Source organism: Streptomyces eurythermus, assembly GCF_014649115.1.
Classification (GTDB): Bacteria; Actinomycetota; Actinomycetes; order Streptomycetales; family Streptomycetaceae; genus Streptomyces; species Streptomyces eurythermus.
In genome coordinates this window covers 155,712-172,773 of the sequence record NZ_BMSK01000010.1, presented here as the reverse complement: position 1 = coordinate 172,773, position 17,062 = coordinate 155,712, and the positions used below count along the sequence as shown (strand labels likewise).

Below are 17,062 nucleotides of genomic sequence, written 5' to 3'. Positions count from 1 at the left end.
CAGCAGACTCGGGCGGCCGGTGGTGCTACTACGCGTCGACGACGCGAGAACGGGTGAGAAAACGTACCCCCTCGGGTGTCTCCGGCGACGTACCCTCTCGGGTGTCTCCGGCGAAGTACCCCTCGGGTGCCTCCGCGAGAAGCCGCCGCCATGTGCCGTGCCGTGCCGGCGTCCCGGACGGTCGGGGCGCGGCTCCTCTCCGATTCCCTTCCGGCTCAGGGGCGTTCAGGAAGCCGTCCGGTGCGCGGTGTCGCCGGCCCGAGGCGCGTGCTCAGCAGGGCGTACGCCCCCGAGGCCACCGCCATCCCGGCCGGAAGGGCCAGGTCGACACCGCCCAGGGCGGCGGCCACGGGACCGGTGTAGACGCTGTCGACGCTCAGCGCGGCGGCCGTCACACCCGCCGTGAGGGCCAGCGCCCCGGGCCAGTTGACGCCGCCGGTGTACCAGAACGGCCCGCCGGGCGACTCGTCGGCGAGGGCGGGACCGTCGTAGCGGTTGCGGCGCAGCAGGATGTCGGTGGCGTAGACGGCCGTGCCCGGGCCGAGCAACAGCACGGTCAGCTGGAGGACATCGCCGACGGCGTCGAGGAAGTCGGAGACCAGCAGCGCGTACAGGGTGAGCGACACGGCCACCGCGCCGTCCACCAGGACGCTGAGCGTGCGCCGGATGCGCAGGCCGACGGCCTGGAGGGCGAGACCGGCGCTGTAGGACGTCAGCGCGTTCAGCGCGATGGTGCCGAGGACCAGCGAGAGCAGGAATACGGGGCGGAACCAGCCGGGCAGCAGCGTCTGCAGCGAGGACTCCGGGTCGTTCATGTCGACGGCGGTCGCGGCGCAGGCGCCGATGCCGCACACCAGGACGCTCGGCACGAACCCGCCGAGCGCGGTCCAGCCGGCCACCGCCTTCGCGGGGGTGGCGCGGGGCAGATAGCGGGAGAAGTCCGCGCTGGTGGTGTACGACAGCGGGCCCGAGGCGATGAGGGCGGTCCCGGCCGCCACGGTCGCCCACAGGTCCCTGCCCGTCAGCGGCTGCCCGGGGGCGTAGCCGAAGTCGGTGTGCCGCAGCACCGCGACGCCCACCACGGCGAACACCGCCGACAGCACCAGGGTGATCGGCAGGTAGAGCCGGACGATCGCGGCATGGCCGTAGACACCGATGGCGAGCGTGACGGCGGCGATCAGCACCACCACGGCCGCCTTCACCCCGGTGGTCACCGGCAGGCCGGCCCGGTCCACCAGGGAGAAGGCCGCGGTGGCCGCCGCCGCGAGGTTCAGCGCGAAGTAGCACACGGAGATCAGCCAGCCGGTCACCGCGTTGTTCACCCGGTTCCCGCGCACCCCGTACAGCGCCCGGGTCACCACCTCGCTCGGCGCGCCCGCCGCCGGGCCCGGAACCGCCAGCAGGCCGGTGAGCAGCCAGAACAGATTGCCTACGACGATGACCACGAGCGCCTGCCACAGGCTCAGCCCCATCAGCACCAGCGCGCCGCCCACCACCAGGCTCAGGTAGTTGACGTTCGCCGCGGCCCACACCGAGAACAACTCGCGCGGCCGGCCCCGGCGTTCGGAGTCCGGGATGTGGTCGATGCCGTGCGCCTCGACACCGGCGCGCTCGGCGGCCCGGGAGGCGGAGGCGGCACCGTCGGCGGGCGTGGGCCGTGCGCCGGGGTGCGGGTCGGGAAGCGTGGACGCCATGGGGCCTCCGGGAGCCGTGGGAGGGGTCTGGTCGCTTATTGGGCAGGTGACCAGTTGCTTATTGGTCGCACACTCAATAGCATCGCCGTCATGTCGTCAAGCGTTCAGCGCAAGCGGATTCGCAAGGACCCGGCCGCCCGGCGGGCGGAGATCGTCGCCGCCGCCGCGGCCGTCGCCCTGGCCGAGGGCCTGGAGTGCGTCACCCTCCGCCGGATCGCCGAGGAACTCGCCGTCCGCCCCGGGCTGATCAGCCACTACTTCCCCTCGGCCGAGGACCTCGTCGCCGAGGCGTTCGGCAGCGCGGCGACCGGCGAACTCGACCGCCTCCTCCCGGCCGAGCGCGCCGCGCCCACGCACACCGGGCAACTGGCCCGCTTCCTCGCCCGCACCTCGGGGGAGGAGTACGACGCGATCAGCCGGCTGTGGATCAACGCCCGCCACCTCAGCCGCTACCGGCCCGTGCTCCGCGACCGGGTCGCCCGGCAGGAAGCCGCCTGGCGCGGCCGGCTCCAGGACCTGATCGAGGACGGCGTGGAGGCCGGCGAGTTCGTCACCGACGATCCGCTGACGGTCGCCGTGCAGCTCCTCGTCCTCCTCGACGGCCTGGGCGTCCACGCCAACACCGCGACGCCCGAGCGCCCGGCCGCGGTGCTGCGCATGCCTCTCACCACGGCCGAGCGGGAACTCGGTCTGCGGCCCGGCACGCTCGACGAAGCCGCCGGCTGATCCACCAGCCCCCCCGTCCCCGCTGAGCCCCTGAGAGCCAAGGGGCCTTGATGTGCCCGCTGTGAGGCGAGGGCCCTCGATGCACCCGCCGTGAGTCGAGGGGCTCTCGATCTGCCCCCTGTGAGTCGAGGGGCCCGCGATATGCCCCCTGTGAGTGAAGGAGCCCCCGTGCCCGCCGATCTCGTCCTGCTCTCCGCCCGGCTGCTCGACCCCGGCACGGGCCGCCTCCTGCCGCACACCGCGCTCGCCGCGGAAGGGGGGCGGATCGGCTTCCTCGGCGACGACCGGGACGCCCGCGCCCTCGCCGGGCCCGGCACCACCGTGGTCGACCTGCGCGGGGCGGTGGTCACCGCCGGGTTCACCGACGGGCATCTGCACCCGGTCTCCGGCGCCGAACGCACCATGGGCGTCGACCTGTCCGGCTGCCGCGACCTGGCCGCCGTACGCACCGCGCTCGCCGCGGCGGTACGCGACCTGAGGCCGGGCGCCTGGCTGCGCGGCTGGGGCCTGGACCCCAACGCCTTCGGTGCCGCACCCGTGGCCACCGCCGCGCTCGGCCCCGTCCTCGACGGGGTGCCCGCGCTGATCGACCTGTTCGACGCGCACTCGGCACTGGCCAGCGAGCGGGCGCTGGAACTGGCCGGCGTCGACGGGCCGCGCCGCTTCGAGCAGGGCTCGGAGATCGTCTGCGACGCCGACGGACGGCCCACCGGACTGCTGCTGGAGGACGCCGCCTGCGAGGTCGTCGAGGCGGTCGCACCCCGGCCCACCGAGGCCGAGATCCGCGCCCGCGCCGCCGAGGTGCTGGCCGCCATGGCCGCGTCCGGGCTCACCGGCGGGCACGCCATGGACGCGAACGGCGACAGCCTCGCCGTCTACGCCGCCCTGGAGGCCGAGGACACCCTGCCCCTGCGGCTCCGGATCGCCCCTTGGTGCCGGCCCGAGGCGAGCGACGCCGACCTCACCGAGCTGATCCGGCTCCAGGGCACCGGCGGCGCGCTGTGGCGGGTGGCGGGGGTGAAGCTGTTCATGGACGGCACCATCGACAACGGCACCGCCTGGCTGGAGACTCCCGACTGCCACGGCCGGTCGGACCACGCCTACTGGCCCGACCCCCGGCGCTACACCCGGGTGATCGCCGATCTGCACCGGGCCGGCGTGCCCACGGCCACCCACGCCATCGGCGACGCGGCGGTCCGCCATGTCCTGGACGCCGTCGAGCGGGCCCAGGCGGAGAGCGGACGGGCTGGCGGTGGCGGCACCGGCAGCGGTACGGGCGGTACGGGTGTCGTACGGCACCGGGTCGAGCACATCGAGACCGTCCCCGACGACACCGTACGGAGGTTCGCGCCGCTCGGCGTCGCCGCCTCGATGCAGCCCACCCACTGCTGCGAGTTCACCCGGGCGGACCACACCGACAACTGGTCCCGCCGGCTCGGCGAGGAGCGGGCCGGGCGCGCGTTCCGCTGCCGGGACCTGTGGGAGGCCGGGGCACGGGTCGTCCTCGGCTCGGACTGGCCCATCGCGCCGTACCCGCCGCTCCAGGTCATGGCCGGCGCCCGGCACCGGCGGCCCGCCGACCTCTCCCTGCCCCCGCACGGCCCAGAGCAGGCCCTCACCCCGCTCCAGGCGCTCCAGGGCATGACGGTGTGCGCCGCCTGGGCGGCGGGGGAGGAGGACCGGGCCGGCCGGCTCGCCGTCGGCCACCGCGCCGACCTCACCGTGCTCGCCGACGACCCGCTGCGCGTACCCGACACCGAGCTGGCCGCGCTGCCGGTACTGCTGACGGCGGTGGCGGGACGGGTCACCTACCGGGCGGCGGAGGTGTAGCCCGGGGCGGGAGTGGGCGGTTCTTCGGTGTGTGGGGGGTGCCGCTTCTGGTGGTGGGGGCGGTGGGCACATCACGGCGAGTGTGGGGCGCGATGTTTCCGGTGGTGGCGCGGGGCGCCCGGTTCAGCTCGGGGACTCGTCCCGCTCGTGGCGTTCACGGCGGGAGCGGCGCAGCTCCGGCAGCAGCGGGAGCAGGGACACGACGACGACCAGGGCCACCAACGGCAGCAGGTAGTCGTCGATGTGCGGGACGGACGCGCCCAGGGTGTACCCGGCGAGGACCAGCGTCTGCGACCACAGCACCCCGCCCACCGTCTGCCACACCGTGAAGGTCCGCGCGGGCACACCCAGCACCCCCGCCACCGGGTGCAGCACCGTCCGCAGCAGCGGCACGAACCGGCCGATCACCAGCGCCTTGCCGTAGCCGTAGCGGGCCAGCAGGCGCTCGGCCCGCTCCGCCGCGTCCGTCACCCGGCGGCTGGACGTGCGGGCCAGCAGCGCCCGCCCGCCGTGCCGCCCGATCAGATACCCCACCTGACCGCCCGCCACCGCCCCCACGGCCGCGCACACCAGTACCTGCCACAGGGCGAGCCGGGGCGGCTGCTGGGCGCTGCCCGCGCACAGCACCCCGGCCGGGAACAGCAGGGTGTCGCCGGGCAGGAAGAACCCGACGACCAGCAGGCCCGACTCGGCGAAGACCACCGCCAGCACGCCCAGCGCGCCGAAGGCGGCCAGCACCGAGGCGCTGTCCATCGGATTGACGGCGGTCACCTGCCCGAACCTCCCATCCTGTGCGCGGATTCGTCCGCTCCCCAGCATCACCCGCCCGGCGCACCCGCGCGCACCGGTCGCCTCCGGGCCCGGTCGGTCAGTAGCCGTACCGGCTCTTCAGACGGCGCCGGAAGTCACGCAGCATCCACTTGTCGAACTCGGTGATGCGCCTGGCGCTGCCCGCGTTCATGAGGAGGCAGCACTGGCCGGCCTAGTTGCCGTGGAGCCGGGAGCAGGGGCGGGCGTGGGGGGCGTGGGGGGCGTGGGGGGCGTCGAGAGAGCGGGGCGACGCGCGGGCCGGGCGCGGGTGACGGAGCCGTAAGCCGGAGTCGTACCGCACTCGCACCCCCTGTCGCACCGTCCACAGGACTCGATTCACCCGAACGGCTTAACGAAACCAGGCCTTGGCTTTTCATTTCATTCCTCTGGCTGAGAGGATGCCGAGGCCACCCTCTCCGCATTTTTGTATGAAAATCTCAAAAGGGTGGCGAGTCGAATGTGAGAGCGCAGTGGCAGATATTTTCGACAAGCAGTTGACGGCCGTCATGCAGCACGCGACGCGCATGCGGCCGAGGGCCGTCTACAACGCACTTGAGGCACGCGGAGGGGAGGTGTTCCTGGGTGGAAAACGCCTGGTCATGGCCGCCCGAAACGATTATCTTGGCCTTTCCGGTCACCCCCGTGTCGTCGCCGCGGCGGCCGACGCGGCGCGTCGCTGGGGTGCCTCCGCCTCGGCGAGCCGGCTGATCGGCGGAACGCTCACGCTGCACGAGGAACTGGAGGCAAGGCTGGCCGCCTTCCTCGACGCCGAGGCGGTGATCGTGACCACCACCGGCTTCGAGGCGAACCTGGCGCTGGCTCCCCTGCTCGGCCGCGGCGACATCGTCTTCAGCGACAAGGCCAACCACGCCTCGCTGATCGAGGCGGTGCGGCTGGGCTTCGCCGACAGACGCTGGTACCGGCACTCGGACATGGCGGACCTGGAGCGCAAGCTCGCGGTGGCCGACCCGGACGCGGCCAAGGCGATCCTCACGGACGGCCTGTTCTCCATGGAGGGCGACCTGTGCCGGCTGCCGGAGCTGGTCTCGCTCGCCCGGCGCTACGGCGCCCGCCTGGTGGTCGACGGCGCCCATGACATCGGGCTGCTCGGACCGGGCGGACGAGGGGTGACCGACCACTTCGGGCTGCCCGACGCGGTCGACCTGCACACGGGCACCCTGTCCAAGGGATTCGGCTCCATCGGGGGCTTCCTGGCCGGGCCCGCCGAGGTGATCCACTACCTCCGGCACACCTCGCGGTCCGTCATCTTCACCACCTCGATCCCCCCCGCCTCGGCCGCCGCCGCGCTGGCGGCCCTCACCATCATCGAGTCCGAGCCGGAGCGCCGGGCGCGCGCCTTCGAGGTGGCGCGGCAGGTACGGGACGGCCTGCGCGGCCTCGGCTACGACACGGGCGAGTCGGTCACCCCGATCGTGCCCGTCATCACCGGGCGCAAGGAGCTGGCCACGGCCCTGTGGCGGGAGGTCCTCACCGAGGGCGTCTTCACCAGCGCCGTCTCCGCGCCCGCCGTACCCGAGGAACGCTCGCTGGTCCGGCTCTCCCTCCAGGCCACCCACACCGACGAGGACATCGAACGCATCCTCGTCGCCTTCGCCCACGCCGGCCGCCGCCTCGGACTCATCCCTTCCGGGCCACCGCCCGTCCCGGTGCAGCCGATGCTGAGGGAAACGCTTCTGGACTGGGTGTCATGAGTGTCACGGTCACCCCGGTCGGCACGGACACCGACCTGACCGCCTTCATCCGGCTCCCGTACGACCTCTACCGCGACGACCCGCTGTGGGTGGCACCGCTGGAGCGGGAGCGGCGCTCCTTCCTGGACCCGGCCCGCAACCCCTATCACCGGGTGGCCACGGTGCGGCTCTTCCTCGCGCGGCGGCGCGACACCGTCGTCGGCAGGATCGCGGCGATCGTCGACCCCCGCTACAACGAGCGGCACGGCCCGGACCGCGGACTGATCGGCCTCTTCGAGTGCGTCGACGACCCCGAGGCCGCGGCGGCTCTCTTCGACACGGCGGACGACTGGCTCGCCGCGCAGGGAATGAAACGCACCTTCGGCCCCCTCGGATTCACCACCAATGACGAGTGCGGCGTGCAGATATCCGGCTTCGACCAGCCGCACATCGTCATGATTCCCCGGAACCGGCCGTATTATCCGCAGCTGTTCTCCGTATGTGGATTCGAGAAGGCCAAGGACCTGGTTTCGTACGCCATTCCGATTCCCGGTGACGGGGAGCCCCCGGCGGAATACCGCGAAGCCGCGGACCGCGTGCTCGCGACCCCGGGCCTGACGGTGCGACCCATGGACCCGCAGCGGACGGAAACCGATATGGAGAACGTCCGGAAGCTCTACAACGAAACGTTCACCCACAGCTACGGTTCGGTCCCCGTCGACGAAGCGCAGTTCGGCTACATGATGAAAAAGCTGAAGCCGCTGCTGCGCCCCGGCCTCCTGCAGATCGCGGAGCTGCACGGCGAACCCGTCGCCTTCCTGCTCTGCCTGCCCGACGCCCACCAGGCGCTGCACGCGGCCCGCGGCCGGCTCACCACCCTGGGCCTGCCCGTCGGGCTGATCCGGGCCGCGCGGGCCGTCCGCCGCATCGACCGCGTGCGCTTCGCCGCCATGGGCGTGGCCAGGGAGTACCGGTCCCGCGGTCTGGCCGCGGCCCTGGTGACCCAGGCCCAGCGCGCCGCCTTCCGCCTCGGATACACCGAGATCTCCTACTCGTGGGTCCTGGAGGACAACCACGCCTCCCGCCGCCACGGCGAGGCCCTCGGCGGAATCCACACCCAGACGCACCGGCTGTACGAGCGCGCCACCGCCGCGCCATGACGGCCCACGAGGCCACGCGGCGAAGGGCCCTGGTGCGCAAGGCCATGCTTCGGAAGGCAACGGTTCAGCAGGCCGCGGGTTCAGAAGATCACGGCGATCTTTCCCGTCAGGCGGCCCCGCGCGAAGCGCTCGTGCGCGGCGCGGATCTCGTGCAGGCCGAAGGCGGCGTGCACGCGCGGCCGCAGAGAGCCGCGGTCGACGAGTCCGGACAGTTCGCGCAGTCCCGCACCGTCCTCGCGCACCTGATGCACGGTCGTACGGACACCACGGGAGGACAGGTCGGGAACCGGGCCGGCCTGGGTGGCGATCGACGCGTACCGGCCGCCATCGGCCACCGCCTCCGTGACGAAGGCCCCGAACGTGTCGAAGACCGCGTCGTAGGAGCGGGACGGTAGATCGCGGGGGTCCGTGGTGACGAGGCCGGCACCGTGCTCGCGGGCGAAACCGACCTGTTCGGCACGGGAGACCAGAGCGTCCACCCGGACTCCCCGGGCCCGGGCGATCTGGAGCGCCAGCCCGCCGACGGCGCCCGCGGCCCCGGCGATCAGCAGCCGTTCCCCGGGGGTGACCGCGAGCCAGTCCAGGGTCTGCGCGGCCGTCAGCCCGGGAAGCGGCAGGGTGGCCGCCTCGACCAGATCGATCGCCCGCGGTGCGACGGACACCGCCCGCGCGGGAAGGGCCACCAGGTCGGCCCACGTGCCCCGGCCGGTGCCGAGCTGATGCGACATCGCGATGACCCGTTCCCCGGCGCGCAGCCCGCTGTCGCCCCCGTCGACCACGATCCCGGCCAGGTCCCAGCCGAGGGTCATCGGCAGCGGCGGTGTGCCCTCGCCGATGGCTCCCTCGCGGGTCTTGTCGTCGACGGGATTGATACCGGTCGCGATGGACCGGATCAGTACCTCCCCGGGCGCCGGTTCGGGCTCGGGCACATCGACGGGGCCCAGAACATCGGGGGTGCCGAAGCGGTGGATCTGTATGGCGCGCACGGAGAACCCTTCGCGGGACGGCTGCTGACGCAGGCCGCAACACCGAGGACGATCAAGGGATTCCCGTTCCGGTGCCGGGCAGGCAGCGGTGAGGACGAGGCCGAGCCGGTCGTCCGGCACGGCGAGGATCGCCGGCTCCGGTGTGCCGTCGGGGCGATGTGCCGGTGCGCGGCGAGTCGGGGGCACAGTCCGCCGACGGGTACGAGGTGTCACGCAGCCCGAGGGCCCACGGCCGACGGAGTCCATGAGCACGGGGGCGCGGCCCCGGCGGCAGCGCGCCCCGCTCATCTCGGCGCGGGTGGTCGTGGCCTGGCCGGGCGCGCTGCGCGTGGTCGGCGTGCGGCCGCCCCCGAGGAGCGGCGTGCGGGTATTCCGCAGGTCGGCCTGGGTACCCGACGGCTCGCGAAAGACCCGACGCAGCGAGGAGGCGGTCACGGTGACCGTGCCCGAGGAGAACCGTCCGAAGACGTCCACCACGGACGAGGTGATCGAGTCGCCGGCCGACACCGGCAAGGAAGAACAGCAGCCGGGGGCCTCCGGCCGCTCGATGCGTGAGGCGATCGAAGAGGCGGGGATCACACCGGACGACTTCGAGAAGTAGCCGGGCGGCCGGCACCAACAGGCCGGCACGCCGGCCCCTAGCTCACGGAGCCCCTCACGGGGACATGCCGAGGGCCGGCGCCTTGACGGCACCGGCCCTCCTGCTCAGCGACGGCCTCAGAGGGCGCGGACGCGAGCCGCCTGCGGGCCCTTGGGGCCCTGGACGACGTCGAACTCGACGTGCTGGTTCTCCTCGAGGCTACGGAAGCCGTTGCCCTCGATCTCGGAGTAGTGCACGAAGAGGTCCGGGCCGTCGGTCTGGGCGATGAAGCCGAAGCCCTTCTCGGCGTTGAACCACTTCACGGTTCCCTGAGTCATTTGCTGCTCCTTACAGGGGCTGGGTACGGCAGCCGCACCGTGCGGACTCCCGGGCCGGCCTGGACGCGACTTCTCCAGTTCCCTGAAGGAGGCGGCGCCCGCGACATCGTTCTTCGCGAGCGTGCGGTGAAACACAGACACAAAAACTACGACCGCCCAGTACAACGGGCCGCCCCCCGGTTTCATTCCCGCCCCCGAAAACTCTTCGTGCCGGACCTCCCCGACGAGCCGTGCCTCCCTCATGGATCCCCGTCCACTTCGTCCGGATGTGCGCGTAGATGACGGCCGCACGGGCACCCGTCAGACCGCACCGCCCTCAACCACAGCACTCATCGGTGGGAGGCAGCATGATCAGCCATCAGCATCTGGTGGAAGAGGTGGCGTCGCGGACCCATCTCGACGACACGGAGGCCGCCGACGCCGCCGTACACCTCGTACTCGCCGCGCTGAGCAGCCGCCTCGATCCGCCGCGCCGGGAGCACCTGCGCAAGGCCGTACCGGCCCACGAGCGCCCCGCGCTGCGTTACGGGGCCGACGCGGCGGACGACTCCGCGATGTCGCTCGACGATCTGCTGGCGGACGTCGCCCGGCCCGCGGGCGCCACCCCTGAGCAGGCGCTCCTGCTGGCGCAGACGGTGGTCTGCCGGATCACGGCCGAGGACACGGACCTGGCGGAGGACCTGCTGCGCGCCCTGCCGGACGAGTTCGGCACGCTGTTCGAGGAACCGAAGCGGGGCCTCTGAGCGGCCCGGCCGCGCCCGGTGGGACGGATCATCGAGGAACCCTTGAGGCGCCCCGGCGAGCCGGTGACGACAAACGACCGCCGGTTCACTGACCGTGTTCGACCAGGGTGCCGTACGTCGCGAGCCCATACATCAGATGCGGTACGGCGTCCGACACCCAGTCCGTCGCCGACCAGCCCGCCGGATCGCTCACGCCCAGTCGTGCCATCGGCAGGTCGGTGGCGGCCATGGCCAGGGCGCCGGTGGCAACGCCGCCCAGCCACCAAGGCAGCCGCAGCCCCGCATGCCGTGCCAGGGAGACCACCACTCCGGTCCCGACCCCGACGGCGATCCCGGACAGACCGCCCAACCCCGAGAGCCGGTTCTCTCTGCCGTCCCCCGACCCCGGGACCGGACACCCCATGCCCTGGGCGATCTTCTCAACGGTCTGCGCGGGAGCCTGACTGGAGGGCCTGCCCCGCAACGCCATGTCGGCGAAGGTCGCCACATTCAACACGGTCGTCCCGACCGCACCGGCGGCACATCCCCGCACAATGCTTCGCATCATGCGACTCCGAGTGCCCGCCGCGTATTGGTGCGAATCACGCCATATAACTCAGTGGGCCGGCTGCGGCCGTCGGGATCGGTCGGTCTGCCCCCGGCCGGCGGTCGTAGCGTCGGGGCATGAACACTGCTGACGACACGGGATACCGGTGCCGCACTGCCCTTCCCAAGGACGCCTCGGCCATCGAAGCCCTGGACGGCTCCTTCACCACCGGCACCGTTTTCCAGGTGACGGCGACGGAGGAGGGGTTCTTGTTGCGGGAGGTGCCGGTGGAGCCGCCGCTGACCAAGGTGTTTCCTGAGGACGAGTCGGACGGTGACGAGGCGGGCGGCGAGGGTGGCGTGAACTCCCGTACCTTCGTCGCCGAGGGTGTCTCCGGGGAACTGGCCGGGTTCGTCGCCGTCTCGTACTCCGGTTGGAACCGTCGGCTGACCATCGAGGACATCGCGGTCGCCCCGGAGCATCGGGGCAAGGGGGTCGGCCGTGCGCTGATGGGGCTCGCGGCGGAGTTCGCCCGTGAGCGCGGCGCGGGCCGGATCTGGCTGGAGGTCACCAACATCAACGCGCCGGCGATCCACGCGTACCGGCGGATGGGCTTCGTGTTCTGCGGACTCGACACCACCCTCTACGACGGCACGCCCTCGCGGGGCGAGCAGGCGCTCTACATGAGCATGCCCTGCCCATGAGCCGACGGCCCGTCGCCGAGACTTCGGATAGCGGTGCTAACGGCTGTGACCTGCGCTTATTTGGGTCGAATGACTCTCGCGCGCAGGCGCGTGTGGTCGACGCTAACGAACTGTGTTAGCGTTGAAAACACTCCTGGGGCCTGCCCTCGTCGGGTGCCCGACTGTCCGTAAGACAAGAGAGATGGCCATACCTGATGAACCGTTCGACGCTCCTCCGTGCCGCCGTAGCCGCAGCCGGCGTGTCGCTCCTCGCCGCCTGTGGCGGGAACGCCAGCGCCGACGGTGAGGAGAAGAAGCCGTCATCCGCCGGTTCGACGCCCGCCGGTGCCGCCGCGTTCACCGTCACCCACGTGGGCGGACCCACGGCCGTGCTGGAGATCGCCGGTCAGCGCATCCTGATCGACCCCACCTTTGACGCGCCGAAGAAGTACAAGTCCGGCATGTCCAAGACCAAGGGCCCCGCCTTCGGCCCTGAGAAGCTCGGCAAGATCGACGCCGTTCTGCTCTCCCATGACCAGCACGACGACAACCTCGACGGCAAGGGCCGCGAGCTGCTGAAGGACATGCCGGTCGTGTTCTCCACGCCTGGCGCTCACAAGCGTCTCGGCGATCACATCACTCCCATGAAGAGCTGGGAGGAGCGGGAACTGAAGTCCGCCGGCGGCACGATCAAGGTCACCGCGGTACCCGCCCTGCACGGTCCCGACGGGGTCGACCGCGGGGCGGATGGTGAGGTCACCGGGTTCGTGCTGAGCGGTGAGGGAGTCCCCACCACCTACATCTCCGGTGACAACGCCTCGGTCAAGGTCGCCAAGCAGGTCGGCGACCGGATCAAGAAGGACATCGGAGCCATCGACACGGCCATCCTCTTCGCCGGTGCCGCCCGCACTCCCGCGATCCTCGACAACGCTCCGCTGACTCTCACGTCGAAGAACGCCGCCCTGGTGGCGAAGGACCTCAACCCCCGCAAGGTGGTTCCGATCCACACCGACAGCTGGGACATCTACTCCGAGGACATCAAGTCCCTCGTCAAGGCATTCAAGGAACAGGGTGTCGACGACAAGCTCGTCGACCTGGAGCCGGCGGGGGAGAAGAAGAACCTGTCCTGAAGGGGCGGCGTTCGGCTCGAAGTGGCGGGGCGAGGAGGGGTCCGGCAGGCATGCTCCGGGCGTCCCCCCCCGCTTGTGGCGGAGAACCTCGACTACGCCCAGTCCGGCGTGAGCGCGCGGATCCTGTGACGGGAGCGCGTGCACGTGATCTGGTGGACTGGGCCGCTGCTTCGGAAGCGCGATGACGGCAGTGCGGCGCGGTGGCGCCGCACTGCCGTTTTTCGCGGGTATCGATCGGACATCCCCGCCGGGCGAAAACGGAGTTACTCGCCTCCGGCGCTCAGGGGGCGGCTGTCATCGGCTTCCCGGCCGACGAGGGCGTAGCGATGTTCACTCGTCGCCGCGCGGGCCGGATCCTTGAAGCGCCTGGGACAGTCGTGCGATGGCGTCGCCGCCGGCGGGCGCGGTCCCGGTGAGGGTGCCGACGAGGGCCTGGGCGAGCACGATTCCGTCGGTGATCCTCGTGTCCTCGCGCTCGTCGCCTGTGACAGCTCCGATCACGGCGTCACGTACGGAACGGGAGATCTCGGGGGCGCCGTAGAGCTCGGGAAAGGAGAGGGCCATCAGGCACACGCCGACGTTGGCCGTCAGGATCGACTGACCCGCCAGTTCCAGCGGCGTACGCAGTCGTCCGGCGGCACGGCAGCGCTCCAGGGCCGAAAGCAGCAGGGCCCGGGCCTCCCCGACCGCCCGTGGTTGGGACTCCGGGGCCGGCGTGAACATCAACCGGTACAGGTGAGGGTTGTCCAGGGCGAACGCGACATGGCTGTCCCAGGCCGTGCGCAGGTCGGCCACCGGGTCGTCGGTCATCGGGTTACGGCGCTTGTTCGCCAGGAAACGCTCGAAGCCGATGCACGCGACCGCCGTGAGCAGCCCTTGCTTATCGCCGAACTGGCGATAGATCTCGGGCATGCCGACCTTGGCCCGGTCGCAGATGGCCCGGGTCGAGATGGCCAGCGCGTCCTTTGACGCGAGCAGTTCCTCGGTGGCGGCCAGGATGCGCTCTCGTGCCGTCGACATGCCTCGATGGTAACAGCTAAGAAAGCGTTGCTAACGCCTTCGAACTGCCCGTTTGTGGCTCAGGTCGCGGAGTCTACGAGTCCCCCTTCACGGTGCTCACAAATCATGTTAGCGTTGATCACGCCCTGAGGGTCGCTGCCCTCAGGCCCCGATTGCTTCCAGGCCGTGAGGCCGGTGGTACCCGTCCGGGTGCGCCTTCGCGGGCTTTCGGGGTGCAACCGCTCCGACCCGTCTCAGGAGTCACTTCCGTCACGTTCGGTTCCCCCTGTGCGCCCGGCCCGTGGTTGCCGACATGTCCAACGCCTCCGCAGAACTGCGAGCGGCACAAGCTTTCTCGATCTTTAGGTGGTTAGTTCATGGCTACGACGACTCTGCGAGCCCTCACCGGCGCCGACGAGACGCCCGCGACGCTCGGCAACGCGACCCTCATCATGGTCGACTACCAGAACGTCTACACCGGCGGTGTGATGGAGCTCGACGGCTGGAAGCCCGCGCTGGAAGCCGCCGCCGAGCTGCTGGCCGCGGCCCGTCAGGCCGGCGCCAAGGTCATCCACGTCCAGGAGGCGGGCTACGACGTGGAGTCCGAGGCCGGCCAGATCCACGAGAGCGTCGCGCCCATCGAGGGTGAGACCGTCGTCGTCAAGAGCGTCCCGAACGGCTTCCACGGCACGGACCTGGGCGAGCACGTCGACGCCGCCGGGAACTCCGATGTCATCATCGCCGGGTTCATGACCAACATGTGTGTCCTGTTCACGGCGCAGGGCGCGTCCCTGCGGGGCAACCAGCCCACCGTCGTCGCCAACGCCTGCGCGACCCGTTCCCTGCAGACCATGCACGAGGGAGGCACGTCGCTGACCGCCCAGCAGATCCACGACGGTGCCCTCGCGACGATCACCGACCGCTACGGCATCGTCGTCCCCTCGCTCGCTGCGCTGAAGTAGTTCTCCGCGCTTCCTTCTTCGGCAGGGCGGCACTTCGTCCCGCCCTGCCGCAGCATGTCCGCCCGACGCACGACATCGAAGCCCCGCGGAGAGCGGAGTCGGCCCCGGGAAGCGGATGGGGTGTGCGGCGAAGGACCCGGCCGGGTTCGTGTCCGCGTTGCCGGGGAGCGGACCCTTGTAGTGCCTGCCCGTTGGCCCCTCGTGACGCTCCAGGGCACCGGGGCGCGCTCGGCGGAGTCGGCCGTCGGCTCCAGGGCAATCCACGGACCGGTCAACCCCGGAACTCCCGGCGGTGATACGACGGTGATGCGGTTGCGGTGAAACGGTGGTGACGCAGGCGGTGCGGAGCGGGTGCGTCACTGGGTCGGGGTGATGATGCCGGTGGTATGGCGTGGCGGTGTGGTCAGGAGAAGTTGACCATTCTGATGTAGCGCACCCAGTCCCACCCCGGGCCCGGGTCGGTGTGGTCGGTGCCGGGCACCTGATAGTGGCCGATGATGTGCTCCCTGTCCCGGGGGATGCCGTACTTGGCGCAGATCGCCGCCGTCAGCCTCGCCGACTGCTGGTAGAGGGCGTCGGTGAAGTACTCGGGCCGGTCCACCCAGCCCTCGTGCTCGATGCCGACGGAGCGCGTGTTGTAGCCCCAGTTGCCCGCATGCCACGCGACGTCGGCTTCACGGACGCACTGGGCGACGTGCCCGTCCGCCGAGCGGACCACATAGTGGGCGGACACCTTCTTCTGCGGATCGGCGAAGATCGCCAACGCGTCGCTGTACGTCTCCTGTGTGACATGGATGATCACGCGGTCGATGGCGTAGGCGCCGGGGCGGTCGGACACGGTGTAGTTGGCGGTGCTCGCCGGTCGCCACTCGGCGGGCGGGTAGTCGACGGACTGGGGCTGCGCACCGGCACGCGGGTCGGGCAGTAACGCGTAGGGAACGGCGGCGAGTGCCGCGCCTTTCAGCAGCCGTCGTCGGCTGAGCCGGGGTGCGGCTCGGTCCATGTCCATGGCGGTATGCCTTTCGGTAAGGCCTTTGGGATGCCTTCGGAGGAGCCAGTTCGGAGGAGCCAGTTCGGGAAGAGCCTGTTCGGGAGGCGGTGGCAGGGGTGCCGGGCCGCGCGGAAGGCTTCAGCGGCGCAGGGCCCGCGCGGTCTCCCGCAGCCGCGCGTGCACGCCGCGGTAGGTCTCCCGCGCGGGCAGCCACTCCTTGCGGAGCTTGGCCACGCAGGTGTAGTTCGTGTCGCACACGTTGGCCAGCGGCGATTCGACCGTCTGGGTCGCGAACTGGTACGCGTCCAGCTCGCTGAACCCGTAGTCACGCACCAGCCACTGCACCAGATCGAGCTGCGATATCCGGAACGCGTCCTCCAACGGGCGGGCCGAACCGGTCGAGATGATGTGCGTGTCCGACTCCAGGCGTGGCCAGGGTGTGGTGACGCCCTTCAGCAGGTCCACGACCACCACCGTGTTCATCGCGCACTCGACGGCCACCCCGCAGGTCTCTCCCTCGCCTTGCCGGGCATGCCCGTCGCCCAGGCTGAGCAGGGCGCCCTCGACATTGACGCCCAGGTAGCAGGTGACGCCGGCCCGCATCTCGGGCGTGTCCATGTTGCCGCCGTGCGCGTCGGGCACCAGGGCCGAGCGGACCTCCAGATTGGCGGGCGCCACGCCCACCGTGCCGTGCATCGGGTCCAGGGGCAGCTCCACCCGGATGTCGCTGTCCCGCGCCTGGAACAGGGCTGTCCCGCGGGCCCGGTCCAACTGCCAGATCCACACCCGTTCCGGCAACGGCGGCTGCAGCGTGGCCGTGGTGTGCGTGGAGGTGAGCGCGCCGAAGAGCGGCACTGTCGTGGACGCCGCCCAGTCACGGGCCGGTTCGATCGAGACGAAGTGCACGGCCACGGTGTCGCCGGGTTCCGCACCCTCGATGTGGAAGGGACCGGTCTGGGGATTGAGGTAGGGGAACTCGCACACCTCGGACACGAGATCCTTCTCGGAACGGACCCGGCCGGCGAAGCAGTCCTCGGTATACAGATCGAGAACCGTGCCGGGTGCGATCCGGGCCATGGGCGGCGCCCCGCCGAAGGTCCAGGCGTACTGATCCGGTTCCGGGCGCACGGTGAGGATCCGGGGGTCGGTCATCGCGGCATGGCTCCTTCCAAGAGGGGACGATCGAGCTAGGGATCATCGTGTCGGGCCGACC

Annotated in this window: 17 protein-coding genes; 9 read left to right on the top strand and 8 right to left on the bottom strand. The window is 71.2% G+C overall.

Features of this window, described 5'->3' with window-relative positions; translation table 11 throughout:
* Positions 1–215: 215 nt before the first annotated feature.
* On the bottom strand, positions 216–1,694 hold the full coding sequence (locus IE251_RS20570; RefSeq protein WP_189754456.1) for a purine-cytosine permease family protein: 1,479 nt from the start codon (positions 1,692–1,694) through the stop codon (positions 216–218).
* Between the two features lie 90 nt (positions 1,695–1,784).
* On the opposite strand from IE251_RS20570, the gene IE251_RS20565 reads away from it, so the two are divergent.
* Positions 1,785–2,420, top strand: a complete 636-nt coding sequence (locus IE251_RS20565) for a TetR family transcriptional regulator C-terminal domain-containing protein (protein ID WP_189754455.1) — start codon at positions 1,785–1,787, stop codon at positions 2,418–2,420.
* Between the two features lie 168 nt (positions 2,421–2,588).
* Complete coding sequence (locus IE251_RS20560; RefSeq protein ID WP_189754454.1) at positions 2,589–4,250, top strand: amidohydrolase; 1,662 nt, start codon at positions 2,589–2,591, stop codon at positions 4,248–4,250.
* Positions 4,251–4,373: 123 nt separating this feature from the next.
* Here IE251_RS20560 and IE251_RS20555 read toward each other — a convergent pair whose 3' ends face one another.
* Complete coding sequence (locus IE251_RS20555) at positions 4,374–5,021, bottom strand: DedA family protein (RefSeq protein WP_189754453.1); 648 nt, start codon at positions 5,019–5,021, stop codon at positions 4,374–4,376.
* 638 nt (positions 5,022–5,659) lie between these two features.
* Here IE251_RS20555 and IE251_RS20550 point away from each other — a divergent pair.
* Positions 5,660–6,772 carry an aminotransferase class I/II-fold pyridoxal phosphate-dependent enzyme gene (locus IE251_RS20550; protein ID WP_229896863.1) on the top strand — a complete coding sequence of 371 codons (1,113 nt, stop codon included), beginning with the start codon at positions 5,660–5,662 and terminating at the stop codon, positions 6,770–6,772.
* Positions 6,769–7,911 (top strand): GNAT family N-acetyltransferase, encoded by a 1,143-nt coding sequence (locus IE251_RS20545; RefSeq protein WP_189754452.1) that lies wholly within the window; start codon positions 6,769–6,771, stop codon positions 7,909–7,911. Before IE251_RS20550 ends, IE251_RS20545 begins: the two co-directional genes overlap by 4 nt.
* A gap of 80 nt (positions 7,912–7,991) precedes the next feature.
* Here the strand turns inward: IE251_RS20545 and IE251_RS20540 are convergent, their stop codons facing one another.
* A complete protein-coding gene (locus IE251_RS20540) occupies positions 7,992–8,897 on the bottom strand; it encodes an NADP-dependent oxidoreductase (protein WP_189754451.1) in 906 nt (301 codons plus the stop codon).
* Positions 8,898–9,141: 244 nt separating this feature from the next.
* Between IE251_RS20540 and IE251_RS20535 the strand changes: the two genes are divergently transcribed.
* Positions 9,142–9,498, top strand: coding sequence for a hypothetical protein (locus IE251_RS20535; RefSeq protein WP_189754618.1), 357 nt, complete (start codon positions 9,142–9,144; stop codon positions 9,496–9,498).
* Between the two features lie 116 nt (positions 9,499–9,614).
* On the opposite strand, the gene IE251_RS20530 is transcribed toward IE251_RS20535, so the two are convergent.
* Positions 9,615–9,815, bottom strand: a complete 201-nt coding sequence (locus tag IE251_RS20530) for a cold-shock protein (RefSeq protein WP_189754450.1) — start codon at positions 9,813–9,815, stop codon at positions 9,615–9,617.
* A 347-nt stretch (positions 9,816–10,162) separates the two neighbouring features.
* Here IE251_RS20530 and IE251_RS20525 point away from each other — a divergent pair, with 347 nt between their 5' ends.
* Positions 10,163–10,558, top strand: a complete 396-nt coding sequence (locus tag IE251_RS20525) for a DUF2267 domain-containing protein (RefSeq protein ID WP_229896862.1) — start codon at positions 10,163–10,165, stop codon at positions 10,556–10,558.
* 85 nt (positions 10,559–10,643) lie between these two features.
* Here IE251_RS20525 and IE251_RS20520 read toward each other — a convergent pair whose 3' ends face one another.
* Positions 10,644–11,105, bottom strand: a complete 462-nt coding sequence (locus tag IE251_RS20520; RefSeq protein WP_189754449.1) for a hypothetical protein — start codon at positions 11,103–11,105, stop codon at positions 10,644–10,646.
* A 116-nt stretch (positions 11,106–11,221) separates the two neighbouring features.
* Between IE251_RS20520 and IE251_RS20515 the strand changes: the two genes are divergently transcribed.
* Complete coding sequence (locus tag IE251_RS20515; protein WP_189754448.1) at positions 11,222–11,788, top strand: GNAT family N-acetyltransferase; 567 nt, start codon at positions 11,222–11,224, stop codon at positions 11,786–11,788.
* Between the two features lie 194 nt (positions 11,789–11,982).
* Positions 11,983–12,897 carry an MBL fold metallo-hydrolase gene (locus IE251_RS20510; RefSeq protein WP_189754447.1) on the top strand — a complete coding sequence of 305 codons (915 nt, stop codon included), beginning with the start codon at positions 11,983–11,985 and terminating at the stop codon, positions 12,895–12,897.
* A gap of 330 nt (positions 12,898–13,227) precedes the next feature.
* Here IE251_RS20510 and IE251_RS20505 read toward each other — a convergent pair whose 3' ends face one another.
* A complete protein-coding gene (locus IE251_RS20505) occupies positions 13,228–13,917 on the bottom strand; it encodes a TetR/AcrR family transcriptional regulator (RefSeq protein ID WP_189754446.1) in 690 nt (229 codons plus the stop codon).
* Positions 13,918–14,273: 356 nt separating this feature from the next.
* Here IE251_RS20505 and IE251_RS20500 point away from each other — a divergent pair, with 356 nt between their 5' ends.
* On the top strand, positions 14,274–14,858 hold the full coding sequence (locus tag IE251_RS20500) for an isochorismatase family protein (RefSeq protein WP_189754445.1): 585 nt from the start codon (positions 14,274–14,276) through the stop codon (positions 14,856–14,858).
* 403 nt (positions 14,859–15,261) lie between these two features.
* Here the strand turns inward: IE251_RS20500 and IE251_RS20495 are convergent, their stop codons facing one another.
* Positions 15,262–15,861: an N-acetylmuramoyl-L-alanine amidase gene (locus IE251_RS20495; RefSeq protein ID WP_189754444.1), complete on the bottom strand. Its 600-nt coding sequence runs from the start codon at positions 15,859–15,861 to the stop codon at positions 15,262–15,264.
* 126 nt (positions 15,862–15,987) lie between these two features.
* Positions 15,988–17,001 carry an acetamidase/formamidase family protein gene (locus IE251_RS20490; protein ID WP_189754443.1) on the bottom strand — a complete coding sequence of 338 codons (1,014 nt, stop codon included), beginning with the start codon at positions 16,999–17,001 and terminating at the stop codon, positions 15,988–15,990.
* Between the last annotated feature and the right edge of the window lie 61 nt (positions 17,002–17,062).

Bases quoted from the DNA above. Each gene is read 5' to 3' on its own strand.
- IE251_RS20570 (WP_189754456.1), bottom strand. From the start codon at position 1,694: ATGGCGTCCACGCTTCCCGACCCGCACCCCGGCGCACGGCCCACGCCC.
- IE251_RS20565 (WP_189754455.1), top strand. From the start codon at position 1,785: ATGTCGTCAAGCGTTCAGCGCAAGCGGATTCGCAAGGACCCGGCCGCC.
- IE251_RS20550 (WP_229896863.1), top strand. From the start codon at position 5,660: ATGGCCGCCCGAAACGATTATCTTGGCCTTTCCGGTCACCCCCGTGTC.
- IE251_RS20545 (WP_189754452.1), top strand. From the start codon at position 6,769: ATGAGTGTCACGGTCACCCCGGTCGGCACGGACACCGACCTGACCGCC.
- IE251_RS20535 (WP_189754618.1), top strand. From the start codon at position 9,142: ATGAGCACGGGGGCGCGGCCCCGGCGGCAGCGCGCCCCGCTCATCTCG.
- IE251_RS20530 (WP_189754450.1), bottom strand. From the start codon at position 9,815: ATGACTCAGGGAACCGTGAAGTGGTTCAACGCCGAGAAGGGCTTCGGC.
- IE251_RS20525 (WP_229896862.1), top strand. From the start codon at position 10,163: ATGATCAGCCATCAGCATCTGGTGGAAGAGGTGGCGTCGCGGACCCAT.
- IE251_RS20520 (WP_189754449.1), bottom strand. From the start codon at position 11,105: ATGATGCGAAGCATTGTGCGGGGATGTGCCGCCGGTGCGGTCGGGACG.
- IE251_RS20515 (WP_189754448.1), top strand. From the start codon at position 11,222: ATGAACACTGCTGACGACACGGGATACCGGTGCCGCACTGCCCTTCCC.
- IE251_RS20510 (WP_189754447.1), top strand. From the start codon at position 11,983: ATGAACCGTTCGACGCTCCTCCGTGCCGCCGTAGCCGCAGCCGGCGTG.
- IE251_RS20505 (WP_189754446.1), bottom strand. From the start codon at position 13,917: ATGTCGACGGCACGAGAGCGCATCCTGGCCGCCACCGAGGAACTGCTC.
- IE251_RS20500 (WP_189754445.1), top strand. From the start codon at position 14,274: ATGGCTACGACGACTCTGCGAGCCCTCACCGGCGCCGACGAGACGCCC.
- IE251_RS20495 (WP_189754444.1), bottom strand. From the start codon at position 15,861: ATGGACCGAGCCGCACCCCGGCTCAGCCGACGACGGCTGCTGAAAGGC.
- IE251_RS20490 (WP_189754443.1), bottom strand. From the start codon at position 17,001: ATGACCGACCCCCGGATCCTCACCGTGCGCCCGGAACCGGATCAGTAC.